23 protein-coding genes are annotated in these 21,229 nt (G+C 39.3%); 13 read left to right on the plus strand and 10 right to left on the minus strand.

Annotated features, from left to right (window positions below):
* Positions 1–69: 69 nt before the first annotated feature.
* From mlaF to murA, 7 genes are all read left to right on the plus strand, one after another.
* Positions 70–873 (plus strand): phospholipid ABC transporter ATP-binding protein MlaF, encoded by an 804-nt coding sequence (gene mlaF, locus A4G16_RS00280; RefSeq protein ID WP_165888197.1) that lies wholly within the window; start codon positions 70–72, stop codon positions 871–873.
* Positions 866–1,642, plus strand: a complete 777-nt coding sequence (gene mlaE, locus A4G16_RS00285) for a lipid asymmetry maintenance ABC transporter permease subunit MlaE (protein ID WP_165888198.1) — start codon at positions 866–868, stop codon at positions 1,640–1,642. Before mlaF ends, mlaE begins: the two co-directional genes overlap by 8 nt.
* Before the next feature lie 21 nt (positions 1,643–1,663).
* Positions 1,664–2,188: an outer membrane lipid asymmetry maintenance protein MlaD gene (gene mlaD / locus A4G16_RS00290; RefSeq protein ID WP_165888199.1), complete on the plus strand. Its 525-nt coding sequence runs from the start codon at positions 1,664–1,666 to the stop codon at positions 2,186–2,188.
* A gap of 46 nt (positions 2,189–2,234) precedes the next feature.
* Positions 2,235–2,870: a phospholipid-binding protein MlaC gene (gene mlaC, locus A4G16_RS00295; protein WP_165888200.1), complete on the plus strand. Its 636-nt coding sequence runs from the start codon at positions 2,235–2,237 to the stop codon at positions 2,868–2,870.
* 11 nt (positions 2,871–2,881) lie between these two features.
* Positions 2,882–3,205, plus strand: a complete 324-nt coding sequence (locus A4G16_RS00300; RefSeq protein ID WP_027075061.1) for an STAS domain-containing protein — start codon at positions 2,882–2,884, stop codon at positions 3,203–3,205.
* Positions 3,206–3,238: 33 nt separating this feature from the next.
* Positions 3,239–3,499, plus strand: coding sequence for a BolA family protein (locus A4G16_RS00305; RefSeq protein WP_027075062.1), 261 nt, complete (start codon positions 3,239–3,241; stop codon positions 3,497–3,499).
* 125 nt (positions 3,500–3,624) lie between these two features.
* The gene (murA, locus tag A4G16_RS00310) at positions 3,625–4,905 is read left to right on the plus strand and encodes a UDP-N-acetylglucosamine 1-carboxyvinyltransferase (protein WP_165888201.1); all 1,281 of its coding nucleotides are present in this window, start codon (positions 3,625–3,627) and stop codon (positions 4,903–4,905) included.
* 74 nt (positions 4,906–4,979) lie between these two features.
* Here murA and ruvC read toward each other — a convergent pair whose 3' ends face one another.
* The 4 genes from ruvC to nudB all read right to left on the minus strand — a co-directional run bounded on the left by ruvC (position 4,980) and on the right by nudB (position 7,437).
* Positions 4,980–5,558 (minus strand): crossover junction endodeoxyribonuclease RuvC, encoded by a 579-nt coding sequence (gene ruvC, locus A4G16_RS00315; RefSeq protein ID WP_165888202.1) that lies wholly within the window; start codon positions 5,556–5,558, stop codon positions 4,980–4,982.
* Between the two features lie 66 nt (positions 5,559–5,624).
* On the minus strand, positions 5,625–6,149 hold the full coding sequence (locus A4G16_RS00320; RefSeq protein WP_165888203.1) for a DUF7606 domain-containing protein: 525 nt from the start codon (positions 6,147–6,149) through the stop codon (positions 5,625–5,627).
* A gap of 93 nt (positions 6,150–6,242) precedes the next feature.
* Positions 6,243–6,983, minus strand: coding sequence for a YebC/PmpR family DNA-binding transcriptional regulator (locus A4G16_RS00325; protein ID WP_165888204.1), 741 nt, complete (start codon positions 6,981–6,983; stop codon positions 6,243–6,245).
* Positions 6,984–6,993: 10 nt separating this feature from the next.
* Complete coding sequence (nudB, locus tag A4G16_RS00330; RefSeq protein ID WP_165889865.1) at positions 6,994–7,437, minus strand: dihydroneopterin triphosphate diphosphatase; 444 nt, start codon at positions 7,435–7,437, stop codon at positions 6,994–6,996.
* 144 nt (positions 7,438–7,581) lie between these two features.
* Between nudB and A4G16_RS00335 the strand changes: the two genes are divergently transcribed.
* Genes A4G16_RS00335 through A4G16_RS00345 form a run of 3 tightly spaced genes read left to right on the plus strand, consistent with a single transcriptional unit; the run spans position 7,582 to position 10,387 of the window.
* The gene (locus A4G16_RS00335; protein WP_237052376.1) at positions 7,582–8,589 is read left to right on the plus strand and encodes a heme/hemin ABC transporter substrate-binding protein; all 1,008 of its coding nucleotides are present in this window, start codon (positions 7,582–7,584) and stop codon (positions 8,587–8,589) included.
* A gap of 11 nt (positions 8,590–8,600) precedes the next feature.
* Positions 8,601–9,590 (plus strand): FecCD family ABC transporter permease, encoded by a 990-nt coding sequence (locus tag A4G16_RS00340; RefSeq protein WP_165888205.1) that lies wholly within the window; start codon positions 8,601–8,603, stop codon positions 9,588–9,590.
* Positions 9,587–10,387, plus strand: a complete 801-nt coding sequence (locus A4G16_RS00345; RefSeq protein ID WP_165888206.1) for an ABC transporter ATP-binding protein — start codon at positions 9,587–9,589, stop codon at positions 10,385–10,387. The genes A4G16_RS00340 and A4G16_RS00345 overlap by 4 nt, the downstream gene beginning before the upstream one ends.
* A gap of 50 nt (positions 10,388–10,437) precedes the next feature.
* On the opposite strand, the gene A4G16_RS00350 is transcribed toward A4G16_RS00345, so the two are convergent.
* From A4G16_RS00350 to A4G16_RS00360, 3 genes are all read right to left on the minus strand, one after another.
* Positions 10,438–12,678, minus strand: a complete 2,241-nt coding sequence (locus tag A4G16_RS00350; RefSeq protein WP_165888207.1) for a TonB-dependent receptor domain-containing protein — start codon at positions 12,676–12,678, stop codon at positions 10,438–10,440.
* 8 nt (positions 12,679–12,686) lie between these two features.
* Positions 12,687–13,523, minus strand: coding sequence for a ChaN family lipoprotein (locus A4G16_RS00355; RefSeq protein ID WP_165888208.1), 837 nt, complete (start codon positions 13,521–13,523; stop codon positions 12,687–12,689).
* Between the two features lie 115 nt (positions 13,524–13,638).
* A complete protein-coding gene (locus tag A4G16_RS00360; protein WP_165888209.1) occupies positions 13,639–14,514 on the minus strand; it encodes a DMT family transporter in 876 nt (291 codons plus the stop codon).
* A 109-nt stretch (positions 14,515–14,623) separates the two neighbouring features.
* Between A4G16_RS00360 and A4G16_RS00365 the strand changes: the two genes are divergently transcribed.
* Positions 14,624–15,460, plus strand: a complete 837-nt coding sequence (locus A4G16_RS00365; protein WP_165888210.1) for a DUF72 domain-containing protein — start codon at positions 14,624–14,626, stop codon at positions 15,458–15,460.
* A gap of 82 nt (positions 15,461–15,542) precedes the next feature.
* Here the strand turns inward: A4G16_RS00365 and aspS are convergent, their stop codons facing one another.
* Together aspS and A4G16_RS00375 are read right to left on the minus strand one after the other, a co-directional pair.
* Positions 15,543–17,318 carry an aspartate--tRNA ligase gene (gene aspS / locus A4G16_RS00370; protein WP_165888211.1) on the minus strand — a complete coding sequence of 592 codons (1,776 nt, stop codon included), beginning with the start codon at positions 17,316–17,318 and terminating at the stop codon, positions 15,543–15,545.
* Positions 17,319–17,473: 155 nt separating this feature from the next.
* Entirely contained in the window at positions 17,474–18,385 is a 912-nt protein-coding gene (locus A4G16_RS00375; protein ID WP_165888212.1) for a lysine exporter LysO family protein, read from the minus strand.
* 121 nt (positions 18,386–18,506) lie between these two features.
* Between A4G16_RS00375 and dinB the strand changes: the two genes are divergently transcribed.
* Complete coding sequence (dinB, locus tag A4G16_RS00380) at positions 18,507–19,589, plus strand: DNA polymerase IV (RefSeq protein WP_165888213.1); 1,083 nt, start codon at positions 18,507–18,509, stop codon at positions 19,587–19,589.
* Between the two features lie 85 nt (positions 19,590–19,674).
* A complete protein-coding gene (gene htpX, locus A4G16_RS00385; protein WP_165888214.1) occupies positions 19,675–20,544 on the plus strand; it encodes a protease HtpX in 870 nt (289 codons plus the stop codon).
* 66 nt (positions 20,545–20,610) lie between these two features.
* Here the strand turns inward: htpX and A4G16_RS00390 are convergent, their stop codons facing one another.
* On the minus strand, positions 20,611–21,099 hold the full coding sequence (locus A4G16_RS00390; RefSeq protein WP_165888215.1) for a YqaA family protein: 489 nt from the start codon (positions 21,097–21,099) through the stop codon (positions 20,611–20,613).
* Positions 21,100–21,229: the final 130 nt, after the last annotated feature.

The following is a 21,229-nucleotide window of genomic DNA, read 5'->3' on the forward strand; positions in this document are numbered from 1 at the left end:
GTATTTTGACATTCGCTGAAATTTGATAGACCATAACTGCCATTTTTATTAATTTGAGTCCATATTTTGATGTATAAAACGGAAAATTTGGTTGAAGTGAAGAATCTGACCTTTAAACGAGGGGAAAGAGTCATTTACGATAACCTAAATCTGCAAGTGCGCAGAGGGAAGGTTACTGCCATTATGGGGCCTTCCGGCATTGGTAAAACAACTTTGCTACGTTTGATTGGTGGGCAGATTTTACCGCAATCCGGTGAAATATTATTTGATGGAAGAGATGTTTGTAAAGCTAATAACAAAGAGCTTTATGAGATCCGTCAACGTATGGGAATGTTGTTCCAATCTGGGGCGTTATTTACTGATATGTCAACTTTCGATAATGTAGCATTCCCGATTCGAGAGCATACCCGTTTGCCCGAAGAAATCATTCGAAAATTAGTTTTGCTAAAATTAGAAGCGGTTGGACTTCGTGGAGCGGCTAATTTAATGCCGTCTGAATTATCGGGCGGTATGGCTCGCCGTGCGGCTCTTGCTCGTGCGATCGCATTAGATCCTGATTTGATTATGTATGATGAGCCGTTTACCGGACAAGATCCTATCAGTATGGGGGTGATTGTTGAGCTCATTAAAGAGCTGAATCAGGCGTTAAATTTAACCTCAATTGTGGTTTCACACGATGTAAAAGAGGTACTGAGTATTGCCGATTATGCTTATATTGTGGCAGATAAGCGTGTGATTGCAGAAGGCACGGCAGAGATGTTATTGGCAAGTGAAGATCCACAAGTGGTACAGTTTTTGAGTGGTAAATCAGATGGACCGGTAAGGTTCCATTATCCGGCAAAAGATTATACAGAGGAGCTATTTAATGGTTAAGTTTATTAGCTCAATTGGGGCTTTTGTGATTAACTTTATCCGCACATTTGGGCGTTCTACCTTTATGTTATGGGGAGCGTTAGTCGGTAAGCCGGAATTTCGTAAACATACGCCGTTATTGATTAAACAACTTTATGTTTTGGGTGTACAATCCTTGCTGATTATTATGCTCTCAGGCTTATTTATCGGGATGGTATTAGGCTTGCAAGGCTATGTGGTATTGGTTGATTTTGCAGCAGAAAGCAGTTTAGGTACTTTGGTTTCCCTTTCGCTTTTACGTGAATTAGGGCCTGTGGTAACAGCATTATTATTTGCCGGGCGGGCAGGTTCGGCATTAACGGCTGAAATTGGTTTAATGAAAGCAACAGAGCAGCTTTCCAGCCTTGAAATGATGGCGGTAGATCCGTTAAGACGAATTATTGCACCGCGTTTTTGGGCGGGTGTAATTTCAATGCCGATTTTAGCGGTAATTTTTACTGCAATCGGAATTTGGGGCGGTTCTCTTGTCGGGGTTGACTGGAAAGGAGTCGATGGTGGAAGTTTTTGGTCTGTGATGCAAAATTCAGTGACCGCCACCGATCTGATCAACGGTTTTATTAAAAGCCTGATTTTTGCTTTTGCAGTCGTTTGGATTGCACTTTTCAATGGTTATGATTGCTTACCAACTTCAGAGGGGATAAGCCAAGCAACTACTAGGACGGTAGTTAATGCTTCATTAGTGATTTTAGGATTAGATTTTATTTTAACTGCCATTATGTTTGGTAGTTGATTTTAGTAAAAGGAACAGACAATGCGTCAATCAATTAAATATGAATTTTGGGTAGGTTTATTTGTATTACTCGGTTTAGCTGCACTCGTTTTTTTAGGCCTGAGAGTAGCAAATGTGCAGGGGTTTTCCAGTGAGAAAACTTACACCCTTTATGCAACTTTTGATAATATTGGTGGACTAAAAGTGCGTGCTCCTATTAAAGTAGGGGGCGTTGTAGTGGGGCGTGTATCTGATATTTCTCTTGATGAAAAAACTTATACTCCTAAAGTCGCTTTAGCAGTGAACCAAAGTTTTAACCAAATTCCAGATACAAGCTCACTTTCAATTAAAACCTCCGGTTTATTAGGTGAGCAGTATGTTGCGTTAAATGTCGGCTTTGTGATGGAAGGCGAAACCGCAATGATGAAAGAAGGTGATACTTTTGTTGATACAAATTCGGCAATGGTATTAGAAGATTTAATCGGTCAGTTCTTATATGGTGATAAAAAGTCAAATAAAACTGAAGATGAAAAAGCGAGTGACTCTGCAGAACCAAAAGCAGAGTAACTTAAGTAATAGTAACCTCTAATGAGAGTTTTGGAGATTATCAGTAATGTTAAAAAACATTAAAAAAATTATCGTGACAGCTTTAGTAGCTGTTTCTACATTATTTTCAACAAATGCGTTTGCAGAAAACAGCCCTTATGTATTAATGCAGCAAACTGCAGATAAATTATTTGGCAATATCAAAGCAAATCAAAGCAAAATCAAAGCAAATCCGGAATATTTACGTACTATTGTACGTAATGATTTAATGCCGCATGTTCACGTAAAATATGCAGGGCAGTTAGTGCTAGGTAAAAATTTAGCTTCAGCCACTGATGCACAAAAAGAAGCATTTTTTACCGCTTTTGGTCAGTTTGTTGAGCAATCTTATGCGCAAGTATTAACGCAATATCAAGATCAAAATGTGCAAATTGAAAGCCCGAAATCAGTTGATGGCAAATCTATCGTGAGTATTCGTGTAAATGTATTGGCGAATGGTTCTGCACAGCCAATTAAATTAGATTTTAAATGGCGTAAAAACAGTAAAACAGGCGAATGGCAAGCATACGATATGGCGGCCGAAGGTGTGAGTATGGTTGCAACCAAACAAAACGAATGGGCGGGTGTGATTCGTCAAAAAGGGATTGATGCTTTAACTGCACAAGTGGCTCAATCTGCAAAACAACCGATTACATTAAAATAAGTAGTTTAGTTATGCCTCAAAAAACATTACAATGGGACATTCAGCAAAACAATGAAAGTTTATTTGTGAGGTTGTCGGGCGAATTAACTCGTAACACGTTGCTTCCGTTATGGAAGCAACGTGCTTCTTTTTTATCACCAAAAGCGAATCAACATTTATATTGGGATTTAAAAGAAATTACTCGAGTGGATTCTGCCGGCTTCACTTTGCTTGCTGAATTATTAAACCATTATCATAAAATCATCCCAAACAGTTTGATTAATATCCCAGATTCTGTAAAAACATTGGCAGATTTATATGACTTAGACGGTTGGTTTGAGCAGTTTATTATTTAAGAATTGATTATCAGATCATAGTTAGGACTTAACATGAATCCATCACAAATTGAAGAAATTTTAAAACAGGCCTTTCCTGATGCAGCAGAAATACACGCACAAGGTGAAAATGCACATTTTGGTGTAATTGTAGTAAGTGACAGCATTGCGGCTCTTTCAAGAGTTAAACAACAACAAGCCGTTTATGCACCTTTAGCAGAGCATTTCACGACAAATGCTATTCATGCTTTAACTATTAAAGTATTCAGCGTAGAAAAATGGAAAACTGAACGCTTACTGAATATGGTTGGCTAATTCGAGCCTTTATCTTAATTAACAAGCGGTGCTTTTTACCTAAAACTTTGCAATTGCAAAAAAATTTACTTTTTTGACCGCTTGTATTTTGTTATAAATCGTTATTCTTAATATTAGGATTCCAAATGGAAAAATTTCGTGTACACGGCCCTTTCACTTTAAGCGGAACCGTTGATATTTCTGGTGCGAAAAACGCAGCACTACCTATTTTATTTGCTGCAATTTTGGCAGAAAAACCGGTGACGTTAAAAAACGTACCTGATTTAAAAGACGTTGATACTACTTTCAAAATTTTACGTCAGTTAGGCGTTGTAGTTGAAAAAGGAACAGAAAAAGGCGTGGTTCATATTGATGCAAGCCAAATTAACAACTATGTTGCACCTTATGAATTAGTGAGAACCATGCGAGCATCAATTTGGGCACTAGCACCGTTGGTAGCGCGTTTTCAAGTTGGCCAAGTTTCTTTGCCGGGTGGCTGTACTATCGGAGCTAGACCGGTAGATATGCACATTTCCGGTCTCGAAAAAATGGGGGCTCAAATTGAATTAGATGAAGGCTATGTAAAAGCAACATCTCATGGCCGTTTAAATGGTGCCAGAATCTATATGGATAAAGTCAGCGTTGGTGCGACTTTATCTGTTATGATGGCAGCGACTTTAGCAAGAGGGATAACTGTTATTGAAAATGCTGCCCGTGAGCCGGAAATTGTTGATACCGCTGAGTTCTTAAATGCTATGGGAGCGAAAATTTCCGGAGCAGGCAGTGATATGATCACCATTGAAGGTGTTGAGCATTTAGGTGGCTGTGAACATAGTGTGGTGCCTGATCGTATTGAAACAGGTACATTCTTAGTCGCTGCTGCCGTATCCGGTGGCAGAATCACTTGCCGTGGTACTAAAGCGGATACGCTTGATGCTGTGATTGAAAAATTACGTGAAGCCGGAATGCAGGTAGATGTTACAGAAGATACTATCACCCTTGATTCATTAGGTCGTAGACCAAAAGCGGTAAATATTCGCACTATGCCACACCCTGGTTTCCCAACGGATATGCAGGCTCAGTTTACTTTGTTGAATGCAGTGGCAGATGGTACAAGTCGTATTACTGAAACCATTTTTGAAAACCGCTTTATGCATATTCCTGAACTTAACCGCATGGGTGCAAAAGGTGAAATTGAAGGCAATACTGCTATTTGTTACGGGGTTGAGCGCTTAAAGCCTGCAGAGGTTATGGCAACAGATCTGCGTGCTTCTATCAGTTTGGTGTTAGCTGGTTGTATAGCAACCGGTGAAACTATTGTTGATCGTATTTACCATATTGATCGCGGATACGAGCATATTGAAGAAAAACTTCGTGGTATTGGTGCAAGAATTGAACGTTTTTCAGCACCATTTGAAGGTGAGTAAAATTTTATGAAAAAATGGCCGTTTGTCACAAAACAAGCGGTCGTTTTTTTATATTCATTTTGCAAAAGCAATGTTTAACCCTTCAGCCTAAACCGCCCGCGGCTATAGCGGGTTTTCATTAATGCTAAGATTTGTTCTTTTTCGCTGCTGACATTTTGGTTACTTTGTTTGGCGACAATCAGCGAATGTTGCATAGAATGGGCGTGTGTAATTGCAATTGCCAGTGCATCGGCTGCATCCACTTGTGGTTTAGCTGAGAGTTGTAGCATTCTGGTTACCATATCTTGTACTTGAACTTTATCTGCTGATCCAATCCCTGTAACCGTTTGTTTTACTAATCGTGCGGCATATTCAAATACAGGTAAATCGTGGTTAACTGCTGCCACAATAGCTGTTCCACGTGCTTGTCCGAGTTTTAATGCAGAATCAGGGTTTTTTGCCATAAAAACTTGTTCAATCGCAAACATATCTGGTTGAAATTGAATAATAATTTCACTCACACCTGCATAAATACGCTTTAAACGAGTTGGAAGATCGTCTGCAGCAGTACGTATAGAACCGCTGCCAAGATATTCTAAATTCCGACCGTTTTGACGGATAATACCGTAACCTGTTACCCTTGAACCCGGGTCAATTCCTAAAATAATAGACATTTTTCCATAAAATAAGCGAGAAGATAGAACATATCTTCCCGCTTTTTAAATTTAAATCAAGAGATTTTATTTATTCAATTTTGATGTGAGGCCTTTATTCACATTACAAAGTTTAGCTAAGATTTTATCCGTTTTATCACCATATTTCACTAACATACCGGATTGGTTGTTAGATGAAAGAGAAAAACCGCTCTCTAAACTCCAATTGTATTTGTCTGATTTAAACACTGGAAAATCTTGACTTGCAGTATCACGTGTTAATGTTTCGATTTTTTGCGATTTTTTACCGTTAGTTAAAACTAAATTTACTGCTTTAGCTTCTTCACCTTGGAAGGCATAAGTCGCGCTTACTTGTTTACCGTTTTGGCAACGATATACGATAGATTTCGCTCCATCAGTTGCTTTTTCTACTTTTACTGCACCTGTACCATGTGCTGTGCCTGCAATATCGTTAACTTGCTGAGCCGCTTTTTCTGCAGCTTGTGCTACAGGGTTCTCTTTAGGTTGAGCAGGCTGTTGATTACCAGCATTAGAACAGGCAGCTAAGACTAATGTTGCCGCTAAAGCAGGAACAAATTTCACTAATTTCATAGTTTTCTCCTTGTTGTTATAAATAAGTAGTCACATTTAGTTAGACCACTTATTTTGAAAAAGTTCATTTTCTTTAAAAGAATTGCAAACTTTTTAAAGAAGAGCAGCTACTTCATCACTGATTTCACCATTGTGATAAACATTTTGTACATCATCACAATCTTCAAGACGATTGATTAAATCAAGTAATTTTGGTGCGGTTTCTGCATCAAGTTCAACGGTGGTTGATGGAATCATTGTTACTTCTGCAGACTCAATTTTAAAGCCGGCAGCTTCGATACCATCACGCACATCGCCTAAATCTTCCCAAGCAGTGTAGATTTCAAATGAGCCGTCTTCTTGTACTTGAATATCATCTGCACCCGCTTCAATCGCCGCCTCGGTTAACGCATCTTCATCGCCTGATGCGATTAAAATTAAGCCTTTTTTGCTGAATAAATAGCCTACAGAGCCTTCTGTACCTAAGTTACCACCGCATTTGGTAAAGCTTGGGCGAACTTGAGAGATTGTGCGGTTTGCGTTATCACTTAAACATTCTACCATTACCGCCGTGCCACCCGGGCCGTAACCTTCGTAGATTTTGGTTTCCATATTGGTGTCATCACCACCACCTACACCACGCTCGATTGCACGGTTGATGGTATCACGCGTCATATTGCTGGATAACGCTTTATCTACTGCCGAACGTAAACGAGGGTTTGCACTTACATCACCGCCGCCTAATTTTGCTGCGGTTACTAATTCACGAATTAATTTAGTAAAAATTTTACCGCGTTGAGCATCTTGAGCTGCTTTACGGTGTTTAATATTTGCCCACTTACTATGGCCTGCCATTTTGTTGTCCTTATTTTAATGTTGTTAGATATTGTTTTATCGCCTGTGCGTTGTTCGGGGATTTCGTCATTTTGACCGCTTCCTCAACCGAAACCCAACGATAGGCTAGATGTTCGCTTAAAATTGGTTCTTGCTCGCTTTCAAGTGGCAGTAAGAACCAATGTTCGACACAATGTGTGATATTAGGTGCGTATTTATACCGAAAATGCGGAAAAATTTCAAATTCTATCTGTTGATTACAATCAACAAGCGGTTGTTTTTGTGTAGAAATTTGCAAGCCAGTTTCTTCAAATACTTCACGATATGCAGCATCAATAGGTTGCTCGCCAATGCCGATAGATCCTGTTACCGACTGCCAAAAATCGGGATCGTCTTTGCGTTGTAACATTAATACCCGGTTTGTGTTTTTTGCATAAATAATCACGAGAATGCTATAGGGGTTTTTGTATTGCATCACTTACAATTTTCTAAATAAGAATGAAGTAATAATACCTCAAAACCTATAATCTTACTCTGTTAATACTGATCTTTTTTATTTTATCTTGATAATGAGCCAAGGAGGTGTACATTTTAAGATTTACAACTCGCTGGGTAGTTATTGAGACACATTAGCTGTTTGGAGTGGCTTCGAAAAGTATTTGATTGTTTTAAGAGAATTGTTAATTCTAATCGTATCATTTTAATTGAAAAACAAAACAATAATTATTATTATTTAAAGATTGATGAAATCAAATGGACTCTAAAAATGAAATCTTTTTTTCTTTCTTTAATCGCAATTGTTTTATATTCAAATATAAATATCGCAAAAGCGGCGGATAAAATTGTATCTACTGCAGGCTATGCATCTGAAATTATAGCTATATTAGGAAAATCTGATAATTTGGTTGGGGTAGATACCACATCTGTTAAGCCTCGGGATATGATGGATAAAAAACCAAAAATCGGTTATCGTCGTCAACTTTCTGCAGAAGGGATTCTCTCATTACAACCAGATCTCGTTATTCTTGCTTCAGATGCGGGCCCACAAGCTGTAGTTGAACAAATTAAAGCCAGCGGTGTTAGATTACTAACCCTAGCTGGCAAACAAAGTTTAGAGGGTATTCGAGCTGATATTACGCAAATTGCCAAAGCGATTGAAGCAGAATCTGAATCTAAAACTTTAATTAAACAAATTTTGACTGATGAAAAAAAACTAGTTGAATTTCGTACTCAGCATGACACGGGTAAAAATGCATTAATACTCATTGATACTGCTTCCCAAGGGATTTTCGCTTTGGGTAAAAATAGTGTTGGTGATCATTTCTTACAATTAATTAATCTTACTAATAATTTTCAAGCGGAGGGGAATAAACCATTATCTACAGAGTCTTTAGCAAGCAGTAATGCACATGTAATTTTATTAGCTTCTCGAAATGAGGCAAAAGACTCTGTCACGATAGAAAAATTGGCACAAAACCACCCACAATATGCTCAGTTATTCAATACGCAAGCGGGCAAAAAAGGTTGTATTTTTGCAATTAATATTTTAGATGCATTAGGCTTTGGACCTTATACTGCAAATTATGCGTACCAAATTTTAACCACCATTCAACCTTGCTTAAAATAAGTGGATAAGCCTTGAAACTGCCTTTAATCTTAATTTTTACCCTCATTATCGGTGTAGTGGTTTGTACCCACCTTGGAGCAATGCCATTACCCTTATCAGCTTGGCATTGTACCTCTGTTGATTGTGAAAGTTCTGCCTACATTTTATGGCAGATTCGTCTTCCACGTTTGCTTGGATCCTTGTTTATTGGGGCAGCCCTTGCGATTAGTGGTGCCACAATGCAAGGGTTGTTTCGCAATCCCTTAGTTGATCCTGGAATCATTGGGGTTTCTTCTGGTGCTGCCCTAGCAGCTGCTTTATATATTGTCATTATTCAACCATTGCTACCTGAATCTTTCAATGCCTATGCTTTGCTTATAGCTGCTTTTCTAGGCGGTTGGTTGGTTACTTTTGTGCTTTATCTACTTTCGCAACGTAACGGACAGTTACATATCGCTATTATGTTATTAATAGGTATTGCCTTAGCCGCTTTTACAGGAGCGTTAACTGGCGTGCTAATTTATATTGCTGATGACACTCAACTGCGTAGCTTGACTTTTTGGGGGATGGGATCACTTGCAGGAATGAACTGGCAAATGGTTACAACAATAGCAATAGTTGTGATTATTTGTGGTCCACTTATTTGGCGAGAACACCGAGTCTTAAATGCTCTAACGTTAGGTGAAGAAGATGCACAGTATATCGGTTTTGATATTGCTAAAGTGAAGCGACGTTTAGTGTTTTATGTTGCTCTATTAACTGGCGTAAGTGTAGCTTGTGTCGGCACTATCGGCTTTATTGGTTTGGTTATTCCGCACTTAATGCGATTAATGGGGGGGAGTAATCATCGTTATTTATTACCGAACAGTTTGATTTTAGGAGCAATTTTACTAATGCTAGCAGATACGCTAGCAAGAACTTTAGCTGCACCGGCAGAAATTCCAATTGGTATTTTTACCGCTTTATTTGGGGCTCCGTTCTTAGCTGTAATGGTTTGGAGAAGTGGGAAACATTTATCATGACAAATTTATTAAGCTGCCAAAATTTAAGTGTGTATCACCAGCAAAAAAGGTTATTACACATTCCAAGTACTACTTTTGAGCAAGCTAAATTCACTACTATTCTTGGACCGAATGGAGCAGGTAAAACAACCTTGCTCAAGGCATTAAGTGGGAATAATGTCAGCACAAACAATGCCGTATTTTATAAAAACCAAAGTCTGAAAAATTTAGCCGGTAATCTACTTGCGCAAAAACGGGCAATATTAAGTCAACAAAGTCAAATTGCCTTCCCGCTTAAAGTAAAAGAACTCGTTCAGCTTGGTAGAGAACCTTATCGCAATAGTGAATTTGCAAAATTTAATGAAAATATGACCGCTTGGGCGATAGAGGCGATGTCTTTAACTGAGCTACAAGACAGAAGTAGTACGCAACTTTCTGGAGGAGAGCAACATCGAGCGCATATTTCTCGTGTGTTGGCTCAATTATTGCCTGAACCTAATGCTGATTTAACAGGCAAATGGCTATTGCTTGATGAGCCGACTAACCATTTGGATATTCATCATCAGTATCAGCTTTTTGCTTTGTTACAGAATCTCAAACAGCAGGGTTTAACCATTATTGCGATTTTGCATGATCCGGCACTTGCGATTAATCAGTCTGATCGTATTTTAATGCTGAAAAATGGTGAGAAATTTGCTGAAGGAGCTGCTAAGGAAGTTGCAGAAAGTTCATTATTAGATGAGCTTTATCAAATGAAAATGGGATGTCGATACTGCCCTTATACTGAGCAGTATTATCTTTCTCCTAAATCAGCATAATTGCAATCAAGGAAACAAAATGACCGCTTGTTAGGCGGTCATTTTTTATATTAGAAGCGAACTTCTGCCCCTAAAGTGTAAGTTTTTCCCCTTGCACTGTTGGTAAAACGATAGGTGTTCGTATCGTAATCATAATCCTCTGACGGCGAAGAATTATAAGCATTTAGTGCATCAAGATAATTTCGGTTCATTAAGTTTTGTACACCTGCCTTTAATGTTAAATGCTTATTTACTTTATAGTTAGCGTATAAATCAATAATTACAGGAATGTTCGGTAAATTTTCGTGAATAATATTACCATCTTCATCTAAATCAATGCCGACACGTTTTGCTTTACCTGTATATTTAAAGGTGCTGGATAAGGTTAACTTTTTATCAAGCAATTTAGCCCCTAACTCCAGTGTAGCATAATCTTTTGGCAGTTTAGTATAAGCTTCTGCTCCAAACCCATAAAGAATAGCTGCCCCTTTTGAGGTTGGTGCCGTGCTTTCTGTACGAGTGTAGCTACCATTCACAAATAAGTAATCAGAATCATAAGCTAGCTCTACTTCCCAACCTCGGTTTTTTACTTTTTCATGATGATTCAGATAAATTTGAAAATGGGTTGTATCGGTAGAATCATTCACATTTCTACATACGGTTGGACCACAGCCATAAAGTGATAAGTTATACAGGTAGCCTTTAATATGTGAATTAAAGTACACTACTTTTAAACCTAGAAGGTCATTGTTTAACATTAAATTATCTTTATGAATATTAAAACCAACCTCATAAGTTTTTGCCTTTTCTGGCTTCAAAAACGGATTCACACTCAAGCCATTGCGGCTGGTGTTAAACATTTCTTGCACATTCGCCGAGCGAGAACTTTCTTTATAACTAACAAAAGGCTGCAGCCAATCTGTTAGTTCAAATGATAAGGTTGCAGATGGATTAACAGCGCTGTGTTTTTTATTCACATCAAATGCAAAAGAAGGGAAGCAATAATCCATATCATCAGCATCGCATTTTGGTTTGTGCCCTTTTAATTGATAACGCGAGTAGTGAATGCCTGCATTTAATGTTGCAATACCATATTTAAATTCAGAACCTAAATAAAGTGAATTGATATTCTGAGTGCCTTCGGGACCAAATGCTGCATTTCTGACTGCGCCATCATCATTGACATTTTTCGGCAGAAAACGAGAATATTTATTATGCAAAAGGTTCAGACCATAGGTAAATGATGTGGCTAATTTACCTATTTCAAAACGGCTGGTGTTATTTAAATCAAACATCCACATTTTGTTTTTGGTTGAGGCATCTTCTAATGTCCATAACTTCGCATCGTCATGGAAATCTTGGTTGGTTTTAGTCATTGCGGTTAGCAGTTTTATATCAATCCAATCTGATAGAGGGCGGTAGCTTGACTCTAAAGAATAAGTGGAGCTATTAATGTTTCGTCCAACTAAACTATTTTTATATTGGCGGCCTGATAGTTTGAACTCTGTATCTGCGTTTGGCTTAAACGCAATTTTTCCCATATAAGATTCAGGATGATTTTTTAGTCCTCGCATATAGGCTGAGTCCGTTGCGATTGTACCGTTACCACGACGATAATTCTGGCTAATACTGCTTTTACTAAAGGCCAATAAGCTGCCAAGTGAGCCAGTTTCTAACACGCTTGTTTTACCTGCTAAGGCAATCATCCCGTTTTTTCCTAGATCGTTATTGCCGTAATTAAAACGGCTTAAAATACCGACTTTGTTTTTATCTAATAAAATATCTTCTACATCAATGGTTTTAAAATTCGCACTGCCGGCTAATGCATTCAACCCTGCTGCTCCAGCGGAATTTCCTTTGGAGATATCTACTCGGGTTAAGAAATTTTGATCGATAAGCGTGCTAAATTGGCTCATTGGTCCATTACCATCTGCATGGAATTTGCCGCCACCATTTGCTGATGTACCAAGTTGAGTTTGTGGCACACCATCAATCATTGTATTTACACGACCAAGCCCTGTCATGCTACGAATATTCACACTCACGCCGCCTTGACCCGGGTCAATTTGGGTATAACCGCCAGCAACTGAACGAACAATGCTATCCAAACTTTGCATTGCGTTTACATTCATTGCGCGAGAACTCACCGATCCTGCCTTAGTAAAATTTCCAAAATTTGGATTTTCCAGGTTGCCATAAACGGTTACTGTATCAAGCTCAGCAATCTCTTTTTCTTCCGCTGCTGATACATTATGTAATAGTCCAACGCTCAAAAATGGCAGTAAAACACGTGTAATGATATTTAATTTCATAATTTTCCTTATTTTGTTAACCAAAGATAATCTGCTTGTGAAGAAGTGATATCTTCTTTCCTTGTTTTTAGCATTAACACTGCGACTTTTTTCGTTTTATCATATTCTGCAATATGTAACGGTACACCGAATTCTTTATTTACATGATGATTACCCGCAATAAGTATGCTCGTAAATAACGCATTTTTTATTAATTGTTCCGCCATTCTACGATCTCGAAATTGCTGCACGGCGACCATATTTTCAATTGAAGAAGGTGAGTGGTGACTTATTGAAGATACTAGTTGAGCAATTTTTTGTTTAACCTCATTAGAGGTTGAAAATGTACCGCTTAATGGCAATGCTCCTTGTAATAAAATTTCAACCTCTCTATCCGTTAAATTAGTCGCAATCAGGTGGCTTTTTGATTGCAAACTTTCAACAATTAAGTCTCGATACATTGCCCAATCCCAGCTTTTCCATCTAATTGCTTTTCTTAATTCAGAATCGGACAAAGAAAAGCGGCGATTGAATTGGATATCATTAATAAAAGGTTGCTGCTCAACATTTAACATTTCTAAAGCCAGTAAATGCACCCTAGTTTTTTGAGTGAGCTGATTGAATAAATATAATTCGATTTGATGATGAAGCTGATTATCGTGTTCTTCCCCAATCAAAATATAATCCTGAGTGGAGAGCCGAGATAATAAATCATTAACAGACATGAGCTGATTCGTCTTTAAATCAATAATTTGACCGATAGAATCCGCCTCTTTGGGCGTTAAAGGTTTATATGAAGACGAGCATCCTAAAATAAAAAAAGTAAAACCTAGACTAGTTAAAAAAGAGAAAATACGAGATAACATAATAAAATTAATTAATGAGAATTATTTTCATTATGTTGTATGAAAGAGGAAAAATCAATAATTTTCCACTAAAATATTTGGTTGATTCGATAAGAATACCGATATTGAGATTTCATTAGCCTAGCACCACCAAAATTGCTGCTACTACGACTAAAATTAGCCCGATAAAATCTTGAATTTTTAGGCGCTCTTTAAACACGAAATAGGAAATGCCTAAAATAAAGAAGATCTCAATTTGTCCGAGAGTTTTCACAAAAGCAACGTGGTTGAGGCTCATTGCATTAAACCAACCAAAAGAGCCGAGAAACGAGAACAAGCTTGTTAGGATCCCAAGTTTTGGGGAGCGGAAAAATTTCTTTAAAGTGTCAGGCTGGAAAATAGCTAAATAACCCACCAATAGCACCGCTTCAAAGCTGATGACGGAGAAAAGCACCCAAGCAGCGGAAATCAAAAAATGGCTATTCAGTTGCAAGCTGGCTTCTCGTACCCAAAGAGATGTGAGGGCAAAACATAACCCGCTAGAAATACCGAGAAACAGCATTTTCCACGAAAGCTGGCGTAAGTTACCGCTGCCGGTCATTAAGAAAATTGCTACACCGCCCAGTACCACGCCAAGCCAGCCTAGGGTACTGATAGTTACGCCGAAAAACAGCACCCCAAGCAACGCCGCCCACACCGCTTCACTTTTGGCTAAGCCGACACCGATGGCATAATTTTTGAGATGAAAAAGCTGCACCATTAATGAGGTTGCCCAAATTTGGGCTAAGCCAGCCCCGATTACATACACAAAAAAGAGCGGTGGAAAATTAGGGAGTTTTAGCGATTCATCGTGCCAATATAAAAACGCCAAATAGCCACTTGCCAATGGTACTGCATAGAAAAAGCGGGCAAGCGTTACCCCCAACACCGGCATATCTCGGCTAAGCTGTTTTTGAAACGCATTTCGACCGGCTTGAGCAATGGCTGCAAGCAGGGTAAACCAAATCCACATAGTGATTCCTAACAAGAAAAGAGAGTAAATCTTACTCTTTTATTAATAGTTTGCAAGCGGTCTAAAAATGGCTAAAATTTGCAAAATAATTTTGAAATGGTTGAATACAATGTCCCCACGCATTTATATTGGCACCGGTGGCTATGCTGACACCGACTTAATCGGCACGCTTTATCCTTACGGCACCAAAAAAGAGGATTTTTTAGCGGTATATAGCCAACATTACGACACCCTTGAAATCAACAGCACTTTTCATGTCCCGATTGGCTTAAAAGCTTTTGAGGGAATGGTAGAAAAGGCGGCTGGCAGACTAAATTTTTCGGTGAAGTTACATCAAGATTTCAGCCATAATCGCACGGCAACCCAAGAGCAAGCCGAGGCGTTTCTAACGGCTTTAACACCATTAAGTGAACAAGGCTTGTTAGCGAATTTGTTTGTACAATTTCCTACGCAATTTGAACGTACTACGGCAAACCGCCGTTATCTTGCCGAATTGTGCCAATGGTTTGAAGGTTACCCGCTTGCGATTGAATTCCGCCACCCAAGTTGGCATATTCCTGTTGTGTTTGATACCTTCGCCAAAAGCCCGAATTTGATTTGGTGCAATGTGGATTATCCGCAAAATATCGGTTTGCCGGCATTCCACTTTTTTGTGAATCAGAGAAATGCTTATTTGCGATTACATGGTCGTAACCCTAATTGGTGGAAAGGGCAAAGTGCCGCCGAACGCCACGATTACCGATATTCAGACGAGGAACTAAAAGGCTTGGCAGAGTTACTTTTTCAACATAAAACCGAATTTGACAGGCTCTATCTCTATTTTGAAAACACCACCAAAAGCCACGCCTTTTATAATATCCAAACGCTAAAAGGCTTTTTGGCGGAGATAGGATTTCAAATTAAACCTGTGCCGGAACATTTGTTAGGACAGCAGAGTTTGTTCTAGGCATAAAAAAGAGCAGCAGAGCTGCTCAATTATGTGGAACCCGGCACGGCTCGTGCCGGGAACTAAACAGGCGATTTACAAATTATTCTGCTTTTTCGACCGCTTTCACTGCAATTGCCAACTCATCCAACGCTTTCGGATTCGCAAAGCTCGGGGCTTCGGTCATCAAGCACGCTGCAGCGGTGGTTTTCGGGAAGGCGATAACATCACGGATATTATCGGTGCCGGTAATCAGCATCGTTAAACGGTCTAAACCGAATGCTAAGCCAGCGTGTGGCGGTGTACCGAATTTTAACGCATCCAATAAGAAACCGAATTTCTCTTGTTGTTCGTCTTCATTAATGCCTAAAATGCTGAACACGGTTTGTTGCATATGTTGGCTGAAAATACGCACTGAGCCGCCGCCTACTTCGTAACCGTTAATCACCATATCATAAGCGTTTGCTACCGCATTTTCAGGATCTTTCACCAACTCTTCAGGTGATAAATCTTTCGGTGAGGTGAACGGGTGGTGCATTGCTGAAAGATTGCCTTCATCATCACGCTCGAACATTGGGAAGTCAACGACCCAAAGCGGTTTCCACGCAGAAGTATCAGTTAAGCCTAAATCGTTACCCACTTTTAAGCGTAATGCACCAATTGCATTGGTTGCAACGTGCCAGTTATCTGCGCCGAAGAAAATAATGTCTTCATTTTGTACATTTAAACGAGCATAAAGTGCTTTTAACACCTCTTCATTTAAGAATTTTGCCACAGGGCTTTGAATGCCTTCTAAACCTGCATTTACATCATTGATTTTCGCCCAAGCTAAACCTTTGGCACCGTAAATACCAACAAATTGGGTGTATTCGTCAATATTTTTACGCGTTAAAGTTGCACCGTTTGGCACACGTAAGGCAACCACTCGCCCTTTTGGATCGTTTGCTGGGCTGCTGAAGACTTTGAAATCGACATCTTTAACGATATCCGCGACATCAACCATTTCCAATGGGTTGCGTAGGTCTGGCTTATCTGAGCCGAAACGTTGCATCGCTTCCTGCCAAGTCATCATTGGGAATTTGCCTAAATCCACGCCTAGGGTTGTTTTCCATAAACCGTGAATCATCTCTTCCATTAATGCACGTACTTCTTCAGCCGTGAGGAATGAAGTTTCCACATCGATTTGGGTAAATTCAGGTTGGCGATCTGCACGTAAATCTTCATCACGGAAACATTTCACGATTTGATAGTAACGATCAAAGCCCGACATCATTAAAAGCTGTTTGAAAAGCTGTGGTGATTGCGGTAGAGCATAGAATTTACCTTTATGCACGCGGCTTGGCACTAAATAGTCACGCGCACCTTCAGGGGTCGCTTTAGTGAGCATTGGGGTTTCAATATCTAAGAAACCGTGGTCATCCATAAAGCGGCGAACAAAGCTGGTGATTTTGGCACGGGTTTTCAGTTTTTCCGCCATTTCCGGACGGCGTAAATCTAAGTAGCGATATTTTAAACGCTGCTCTTCTGAGTTATTTTGGTTGAAGTCAAGTGGCATCACTTCAGCGTTGTTATATACCACTAAATTTTTTACTAACACTTCGATTTCGCCGGTCGCCATCTCTTTATTGATTTGCGATTCATCACGAGCAATCACTTCACCTTGAATCTGTACGCAAGCTTCTGAACGCAGAGCTGAGGCTTGCTTGAACAGAGTTTCGTCTTTTTCATCAAAGAACACCTGAACAATGCCTTCACGGTCACGAATTTGCATAAAAATAAAACGACCAAGGTTACGAACACGGTGTACCCAGCCACTTAGGGTAACAGCTTGTCCAACGTGCGAGCGGTTTAAGTTGCCGCAATAATGAGAACGCATCATAAAATTTTTCCTTTTCTAAAATTAGGTTCCGAATTTCGGAGAAAACTTAGGGATTATAGCGGAAATTTGAGGGGAAATGGATCAATAAAAGCACGCAAGCGGTTATTTTTTACAGAAATTTTGCAAAATTTCCTCAAAAATTGACCGCTTGTATTTTAGCCTTCCAAACCAATAAAAATCGCTAACAGTAGCGGAGCGGCTAAATTAACAATAAAACCAAAACTAATTGCAAGTGGCACGATTTGAATACCTCCCGATTTTTGGATGATTGGGAGCATACAATCAAGGGAGGTCGCTCCGCCAATGCCGACTGCGGTTGAGGGGAATTGTCGCATAAACAGTGGTACTAAAAACAGGCATAAGATCTCACGGGAAATATCGTTGAAAAAGGCGATACTGCCGTAAATCGGGCCCCAAGCATCGTTTACCAACACGCTTGAAAGCGAATACCAGCCGAAGGCTGAGGCAAAGGTTAGGCCTTTGGCGAGCGATAAATCAAGCAAAAAGGCTGCGATCACGCCGCCGACTAACGAGCTTGCCACCATAACGATAGAGGTGTAAATACCGCGTTTGTTGAAAAACACCTCGCGTAGCGGAATGCCGCTGTTACGGAGTTGAATTCCCACGCCGAAAATCATGATTTCCAAAATATAAGTGCTTGAGTGCAAAGGGAAATCAACAATACCTTTGGTAAAATAGCCGACTACTCCTCCAAGTAAAGTTGCACCAATCAGCTTAAAGGAATCCATCAGCAGATGCAGGCGAGATGGCAGTTCATCTTGATTCACTTTTGCCCGAGTCATCGGCTGGATTTTGTCGTAAATAATCAGACCGACAATATTTGAGAGCAATAAAATTACCACAAGGCTAAATGCCGTCCCGCCGATTTGTGGTAGTTCTGTTAAAATATTGTCGATTTGCCCAAGCGAAATCCCCATTACCAATAAAATCAAATAAAGGCAGATATTCACCACTTTATTGACACAAGCTAGGTAGCGGGGATTTTGGAGTTTAATCAAATAACCGAGAAATAAGGGAATTAGCACAATGGCTAAACCGTAGAGCATTTTTTATCCTTCTTTAATATTTATTTTAAGCTTGAAATTTTAACAATAAGGGCATAAAATAAAACTGTTTTTATATACAGTTATTTGTTGCAAGCGGTTGGTTCTTCAGGAAATTTTGCAAATGCCTATTCAAGCCAAAACTCAGCGAAAAATTATTCATATTGATATGGATTGTTTTTATGCCGCAGTCGAAATGCGGGAAAACCCTTTGTTGGTCGGCAAACCAGTAGCTGTAGGGGGGAATGCCAATCAGCGTGGGGTGCTGACTACTTGTAACTATGAGGCAAGAAAATTTGGGTTACACAGTGCAATGCCAACGGCTCAAGCATTAAAACGTTGCCCGAATTTGGTTTTGCTGCCGGTGAATATGCCGTTGTATAAAGCAGTTTCTGCCCAAATTCACCAAATTTTTCATCGCTATACTTCAATAATCGAAGCTCTTTCCCTTGATGAAGCTTATTTAGATGTGAGCGATTGCGAACTTTACTCTGGCTCGGCCACTTGGATTGCTAAAGCCATTCGCGATGATATTTGGAGAGAGTTACGTTTGACCGCTTCAGCCGGTGTAGCGCCGCTTAAATTTTTAGCTAAAATTGCTTCAGACCGGAATAAGCCAAACGGGCAGTTTGTCATTGTACCTGATGAAGTGCAAAATTTTGTGAAAAATCTACCGCTTGTAAAAATCCCCGGGGTGGGGAAAGTAACAAATGAAAAGCTACAAAAATTAGGGTTGGAAACCTGTGGTGATATTCAACAAGCTGAGCAGGCTATGATTTATCGGGAGTTCGGTAAATTCGGGCAACGGCTTTGGGATTTTAGCCACGGTATTGATGAGAGAGAAATTGAAATTAATCGTCCGAGAAAGTCGCTTGCTGTTGAGAATACTTTGTTGGAAGATATTTGGCAGATTGAAGTGGCAGAAAAAATCATTGCAGATTTATTTGAAAAATTGCTGTTTCGCATTCAGCGAAATTGGGGCGGCATTCCTTTAACCGATTTTAAAAAACTAGGTATTAAATTAAAATTTGATGATTTTAGCCAAACTACGCTAGAGAGAACGACCGAAGGGTTAAGTTATGAGCAATTTTGGAAATTATTACACCAAATTTTTAGCAGGCGGAATGAACGAAAGATTCGATTAGTAGGTCTAAGTGTTCACTTTCCTGAGAAAAAAGTAAATAATCAGTTAAATTTGTGGGAATAATGTAAATTATTACTTGAATTTACTGATGAAAACACCATTATAGTTTAGGCGATTGTGCATTTGTTATTTGGAGATTTACAACATTATGGCAAAACGTGTCATTCTATTTTTATTAACTAACTTAGCGATTACCTTTGTTTTAGGGATCGTGTTAAACATTATTTTTAATGTGACCGGCATTCAAGGGCAGAGTGTTGCTGGGATTTTAGTGCTTTCGCTAGTGTTTGGTTTTGCGGGATCATTAATTTCTCTGTTTATGTCAAAATCAATGGCATTACGTTCGGTGGGGGCAGAAGTGATTCAACAGCCTCGTAATGAAGCTGAACAATGGTTATTTAATACTGTTCAGCGTCAGTCTCAGCAGGCGAATATTCCGATGCCGGATATTGCGATTTATCACTCTGCAGATGTCAATGCATTTGCAACCGGGGCAACAAAGAGTAATTCATTAGTAGCCGTAAGTACAGGTTTGCTTAATTCAATGACGAAAGATGAAGCAGAAGCAGTTGTTGCGCATGAAGTTGCCCATATTGCTAATGGCGATATGGTGACAATGACTTTATTACAAGGTGTGTTAAATACCTTTGTGATTTTCTTGGCTCGCATAATTTCAACGGCAGCGGCAACTACTCGTGACAGTAATGGCAACTCAAGCACGAATACATTAGTTTTCTGGATTGTAGATATTGTGTTACAGATGGTATTCGGTGTATTAGCGACAATGATTGCAATGTGGTTCTCTCGTCAGCGTGAATTCCGTGCTGATGCCGGCTCAGCCCAATTAGTGGGTAAAGAAAAAATGATTGCTGCATTACAACGTTTACAACGCGTTCATGAACCGCAGGAAATGCAAGGGTCTTTAGCTGCCTTTATGATTAATGGTGTTCGTAGTAAAGAACTTTTTATGAGCCATCCACCACTTGAAAAACGTATTGAAGCGTTAAGAAATCTATAATTTATAAGCTCTACAAGCGGTTTGATTTTGTAAAAAATTTGCAAATCAAACCGTTTTTTATTGCCGTTATGATGCATATTGTAGAGTAGGATAGAGCATCGCCAGCAGAAACAGATAACGAAGCAGTTTTCCCATCACAACCAAAATCAAACTTTGCCAGAAGTTAAACCTCAGCCAGCCGGCGATACCACAAAATATATCTCCTATAATAGGCAGCCAGCTAAACAACAACACCCAAACGCCATATTTCTTGCTTTTTTCTAACGCCCAATTTAGGTAGCGATGTTGTTTCGGTTGAGGTAATAATCTTCCCATTGCATAAGTAATCAGGCTGCCTAAACTATTGCCGAGAGTAGCAACGGAGGTTAAGAAAATGAGTGAAATGGAGTGAAATCCGCTGTTTGCAATAATATCTTGGCTGGCAAGGGTGGTGAAAATAATTTCCGAGTTACCGGGTAAGAGGGTTGAGCTAAGCAAGCCACTGAAGAACATTATGAGCAGCTGATTTTCACCGGAAAAGAATAAACTGAAAAAAGAAGTAAGATATTCTGTCATTATTTTATGATCGATTTGTTATAAAAATGTTTTTGTAAATTTGATTAAATGTTGCGCTTTAAATGGATTTTGTTCTATATCAAAAAAAGGGATGGAAATACCTCTGATTAAGCAAGATTTCTATTTTAAG

This window comes from Mannheimia granulomatis (genome assembly GCF_011455695.1).
Lineage (GTDB): Bacteria > Pseudomonadota > Gammaproteobacteria > Enterobacterales > Pasteurellaceae > Mannheimia > Mannheimia granulomatis_A.

Coding starts and splice junctions, on each gene's coding strand:
- mlaF (WP_165888197.1), top strand. CDS start 70: ATGTATAAAACGGAAAATTTGGTTGAAGTGAAGAATCTGACCTTTAAA.
- mlaE (WP_165888198.1), top strand. CDS start 866: ATGGTTAAGTTTATTAGCTCAATTGGGGCTTTTGTGATTAACTTTATC.
- mlaD (WP_165888199.1), top strand. CDS start 1,664: ATGCGTCAATCAATTAAATATGAATTTTGGGTAGGTTTATTTGTATTA.
- mlaC (WP_165888200.1), top strand. CDS start 2,235: ATGTTAAAAAACATTAAAAAAATTATCGTGACAGCTTTAGTAGCTGTT.
- A4G16_RS00300 (WP_027075061.1), top strand. CDS start 2,882: ATGCCTCAAAAAACATTACAATGGGACATTCAGCAAAACAATGAAAGT.
- A4G16_RS00305 (WP_027075062.1), top strand. CDS start 3,239: ATGAATCCATCACAAATTGAAGAAATTTTAAAACAGGCCTTTCCTGAT.
- murA (WP_165888201.1), top strand. CDS start 3,625: ATGGAAAAATTTCGTGTACACGGCCCTTTCACTTTAAGCGGAACCGTT.
- ruvC (WP_165888202.1), bottom strand. CDS start 5,558: ATGTCTATTATTTTAGGAATTGACCCGGGTTCAAGGGTAACAGGTTAC.
- A4G16_RS00320 (WP_165888203.1), bottom strand. CDS start 6,149: ATGAAATTAGTGAAATTTGTTCCTGCTTTAGCGGCAACATTAGTCTTA.
- A4G16_RS00325 (WP_165888204.1), bottom strand. CDS start 6,983: ATGGCAGGCCATAGTAAGTGGGCAAATATTAAACACCGTAAAGCAGCT.
- nudB (WP_165889865.1), bottom strand. CDS start 7,437: ATGCAATACAAAAACCCCTATAGCATTCTCGTGATTATTTATGCAAAA.
- A4G16_RS00345 (WP_165888206.1), top strand. CDS start 9,587: ATGACAAATTTATTAAGCTGCCAAAATTTAAGTGTGTATCACCAGCAA.
- A4G16_RS00350 (WP_165888207.1), bottom strand. CDS start 12,678: ATGAAATTAAATATCATTACACGTGTTTTACTGCCATTTTTGAGCGTT.
- A4G16_RS00355 (WP_165888208.1), bottom strand. CDS start 13,523: ATGTTATCTCGTATTTTCTCTTTTTTAACTAGTCTAGGTTTTACTTTT.
- A4G16_RS00360 (WP_165888209.1), bottom strand. CDS start 14,514: ATGTGGATTTGGTTTACCCTGCTTGCAGCCATTGCTCAAGCCGGTCGA.
- A4G16_RS00365 (WP_165888210.1), top strand. CDS start 14,624: ATGTCCCCACGCATTTATATTGGCACCGGTGGCTATGCTGACACCGAC.
- aspS (WP_165888211.1), bottom strand. CDS start 17,318: ATGATGCGTTCTCATTATTGCGGCAACTTAAACCGCTCGCACGTTGGA.
- A4G16_RS00375 (WP_165888212.1), bottom strand. CDS start 18,385: ATGCTCTACGGTTTAGCCATTGTGCTAATTCCCTTATTTCTCGGTTAT.
- dinB (WP_165888213.1), top strand. CDS start 18,507: ATGCCTATTCAAGCCAAAACTCAGCGAAAAATTATTCATATTGATATG.
- htpX (WP_165888214.1), top strand. CDS start 19,675: ATGGCAAAACGTGTCATTCTATTTTTATTAACTAACTTAGCGATTACC.
- A4G16_RS00390 (WP_165888215.1), bottom strand. CDS start 21,099: ATGACAGAATATCTTACTTCTTTTTTCAGTTTATTCTTTTCCGGTGAA.